This window comes from Tabrizicola sp. TH137 (assembly GCF_002855575.1).
Classification (GTDB): Bacteria; Pseudomonadota; Alphaproteobacteria; order Rhodobacterales; family Rhodobacteraceae; genus Paragemmobacter.
The window spans coordinates 1-3689 of sequence record NZ_PKRQ01000031.1; the positions used below are offsets into that span (position 1 = coordinate 1).

Below are 3689 nucleotides of genomic sequence, written 5' to 3' on the forward strand. Positions count from 1 at the left end.
TTCGGCCTCGCAGAGATCATCCGCGCACTGGAAACCTCGGGCCGTCCCGAAACCATCCGCGGCGTGCGCTGGCCATGGCCCAGCCGCGCCGACCTTCGCGCGGGCGCTTGGCCCACTCTTCGCGGCACCGCCGTTGGCTCTGCCCTGGGCGTGATCCCGGGAGCAAGCACACTGTTGGCCGCACTGGCCGCACGCGGGCTGGAAAGCGGCCTTGTGCCGCGCGACCGCCCTCTTGGCACTGGAGCCGTCGCAGGCGTGGCCGCCCCCGAGGCCGCCAACAATGCCGCGGCCCAGACGGCCCTCGTGCCGCTGCTGACACTGGGCCTGCCCGGCAGCCCGGTCATGGCGGTGCTTGCGGGTGCGCTGATGATCCATGCGATCTTGCCCGGCCCGGGGTTCATCGCGCAGAACCCCGACCTGTTCGCGGCGCTTATGGCCAGCCTGATCATCGGCAACATCATTCTCGTGGTGCTGAACTTGCCTTTTGCCGGGGTTTGGGCAGCGCTCTTGCGCATTCCGTTTCGCAGACTGGTGCCGCTCATTCTGGTGATCAGCCTGATTGGGGTGCATTCGGTGCAGAACGCGCTGTTCGACGTGTGGTTGATGCTGGGCTTCGGCCTTTTTGGCTGGGCGCTTCTGCGGCTGGGGCTTGAGCCGACGCCTTTGGTCTTGGGCTTCATCCTTGGTCCGGCTTTCGAGGAATACTTGCGCCGGACGCTGCTCTTCTCGCGAGGAGACCCTATGGTGCTATTGACCGACCCGGTAAGCGCGATTTGTCTTGCCCTGATAGCGGCCGGGACGATCTGGAAGATGAAGCGGATTTTTCTGCCTCGTCGCAGTACAGAGGGTCCCAAGCAGAAACCATTATGACGGCACTCCGAACTTCGGAAATTTGCCTGCCTCGTCAACCTCACGCAAACCGTTCCGGCGTCGCATCACGATTGTCCACAACCACCAGCCCAGTTAGTTCAGGGCCCGATCATGGGGTCTAAGTCAGCACTCATCATTCGGCCATGCACCACCAAGTGTTGCAGCGACGGGCCAGGATCGGAGTCTCGACTTTGAATTGCTAACAGGCAGTCTAGCGCTTACTCGCGATGCGGTGCCCCCAAAAACATCCTACTTTCGAGGGTGCTTTCGGGAGCGTTCCATGTCTGTCGCTTAGTGACAGTCGGGTCGCGAGCCCGGCAACAGGACTTTATCGATCACGTGGATCACGCCATTGTCCGCTTGGATATCGGCAATCACCACCTTGGCGACGTCTCCCGTACCATCGGCGATAAACACGCCGTCGCCGTCCTTTGTGATGCACAGACGTTCAGATGCGAGCAACGGCTTGAAATAGTTGGAGCCCCCGGGGATCATGTTGGCCGAGAGCTTGCGATCATCGACATGATAGAGCAGCACATTCGTCAGCTGATCCTTGTTTTCCGGTTTCAGCAGGTTTTCGACAGTGCCCTGCGGGAGCGCCGCAAAAGCATCATTGATCGGGGCGTAGACGGTGAATGGTCCTGGACCTGCCAGCGTTTCGGCGAGGCCTGCGGCCGTCACGGCGGTGACCAGTGTCGAGAACCGATCGTCACCGGCAGCAATGTCGACGATGCTTTCAGCTTGCGATGATGTCGCGGCAAGGCCGATGCCAAGTGAGAGAGCGCACAGCTTGAGTGTATCTTTCATGGGTTATCTCGTTGGTGAACGGTTGGGAGTGAAAGGCCCGAATGGGATCAGAAAGCCAGCTCAACCCGGGCTCTAGAAACGGATCGAGGTACCGATGATGACGTCGACGCTTTGATAGTCCGCGGAGAGCGTTCCGCCGGGACCAGTCAAATCCTGACGACCAGCGTCGAAGTAGCGAAGTTCGCCCGTGACGGACCAACGATCCGAGACCGGATATTCGGCGCCGACCATCAACTGATAGCCAAAATCACCGCGGGCGTTGTATTCACCAGGCGCGCCGCCACCGCTGACATCGAAGTCGATCTCGGTAACGTAAGCGAGACCGGCGCCAACATAGGGTTTCAGGCGGCCACCAGCGATTGTTTCGAAGTCATAGTAGCCATTCAACGCGAATGTCGTGGATGCGAAGTCACCCGTGATTCCGGCAGCACCGTCCGCTTCGCTTGAGCGATAGGCGAACTCGAGCTCGGATCGAAAGGGACTGCCGGCATAGTCGTAGCCGATAGCGACACCAAAAACCTGTCCGGTGCCAAAGCCGGAAGTCCCGGTGGCAATACCTGACAAACCAGTGTCGGCGAGGGACGAAGCACCACCGAAGCCCTCGAGGTAAAACCCTCCCTCCAAGGGATCTGCGATCGCGGGAAAGGCAAGGCTGATGAAGAACACCGACGCGAGCGTCGCGCGCGATCGTGATGAATGGACCATATGTTCGTTCCTTTTCGTTCCTGAAGTGATTGCCTGCCCTGCAAGCGATGCAGGAACAGTTCGGGCGAAAATCTCTGTTTTCAAAAGGGACTGCACGAACGGCATGCCTTGTTGCACGAACGGTCGAGCGTATCCTAGAAGGGAAGAGTACGGCAGATGGCCGGGTGCCGACTGGCCCGGCCGGATCAGCTAAACGACCTCGCGCCGTGCGGCCTTCAGGGCTGATCGATAGCTGCGGCTGACCGGAAGCGCCAGCCCACCATTCATCAGGCAGAACACTCGTCCATCCTGGCTTACTACCTCGTCGATCTGATCTAATGCGACCCAGTGGGACCGGTGGATCTGCATCCCGTTCCGCTCTTGCAATAGATCGACGGCGCGTCCGAAGGAAAACAGGATCAGCGCATCACCTTCTGTCGTGAAGACACGCAAGTAGTGAAGTTCCGCCGAGAGCGCGACAAGTCGTCTTCCTAACCGAACCGGTATGCGCGACCAGAGCTCGGCCAGGTCATCTTGGGGATCAGGATTTGGCTGGTCCCTTTCGCTTGGGCGGGAACCGCCGCTTTCGAGTTTGAGGAGGCTTGGCGCATTTATCAGCGTCCAGAATAGGACCAGCGGGATTATGAAATTTCCAAGCTCAAAAGCGAGCCGGAGCCAAAGCGAGCCACCCTTGTCGTCGAGAGCCGCGTCGCCACCAAACAGCCCGTCAACGGCCATTGCATACGGCGCAAAGAGAAGTGCTGCGACAATGGCCGAAAGGAACACCTGCACAAGCCCAGGCAGTGCAGAGACGCGTTCGACTTGCCCGAGCGCTATTTGCGTCGACGCGAGAAGGATCAGGGCCGGAATCACATGGGCCGTCCAGAATGCCATTTTGTTGAGAGTACCCAAGCCTTCAGACGCGCTTGGTCCTAAGGAGGTCAATCCGATGATGAGGCCGACAGCACAAAGAGCCAGATAAGAAAACCATCCCAAACCAGATTGGTGCATGAGGACGGTTCGGCCTTTCTGGGCCGTTGCAGCGTCTTTATGCTGTTCGTCCTTCATGGGCTTATCAGAGGTATGCCTCGCAGGGCGGCCGTAAACACCAACATGGTAAAGCTGGCATACAGCAGTGTCACGACCCACAACAAGCGCTTTGGCAAGTCGAAGCGGCTGGCGATGTATCCAACGGCAGGGAGCACTTGCATCGCATGCAGCGCGAAGAAATGTGCCGGACGCAGATCGCCCACCTCCATCGACCAGCCAACGATCGGAATTTTTGGTCCGTTGACAGAAGGTGTGCCGATGTAGCGCCCACCATTCCC

The 3689-nt window shown here is 59.3% G+C and carries 4 protein-coding genes and 1 pseudogene; 1 reads left to right on the forward strand and 4 read right to left on the reverse strand.

Annotated elements, in window-relative coordinates; genetic code table 11:
* Window positions 1-870, forward strand: an 870-nt coding sequence (locus C0V75_RS22560; RefSeq protein WP_173861124.1) for a tripartite tricarboxylate transporter permease, incomplete at its 5' end; no start/stop codon positions are given.
* Between the two features lie 291 nt (window positions 871-1161).
* Here the strand turns inward: C0V75_RS22560 and C0V75_RS22565 are convergent.
* From C0V75_RS22565 to C0V75_RS23110, 4 genes and pseudogenes are all read right to left on the reverse strand, one after another.
* The gene (locus C0V75_RS22565) at window positions 1162-1677 is read right to left on the reverse strand and encodes a fasciclin domain-containing protein (protein ID WP_101923218.1); all 516 of its coding nucleotides are present in this window, start codon (window positions 1675-1677) and stop codon (window positions 1162-1164) included.
* Between the two features lie 72 nt (window positions 1678-1749).
* A complete protein-coding gene (locus C0V75_RS22570) occupies window positions 1750-2487 on the reverse strand; it encodes an outer membrane protein (RefSeq protein ID WP_101923219.1) in 738 nt (245 codons plus the stop codon).
* 84 nt (window positions 2488-2571) lie between these two features.
* Window positions 2572-3429, reverse strand: coding sequence for a LytTR family DNA-binding domain-containing protein (locus tag C0V75_RS22575; RefSeq protein ID WP_101923220.1), 858 nt, complete (start codon window positions 3427-3429; stop codon window positions 2572-2574).
* A pseudogene (locus tag C0V75_RS23110) lies at window positions 3426-3689 on the reverse strand (hypothetical protein); the annotation flags it as partial. The pseudogene C0V75_RS23110 and the gene C0V75_RS22575, both read right to left, overlap by 4 nt.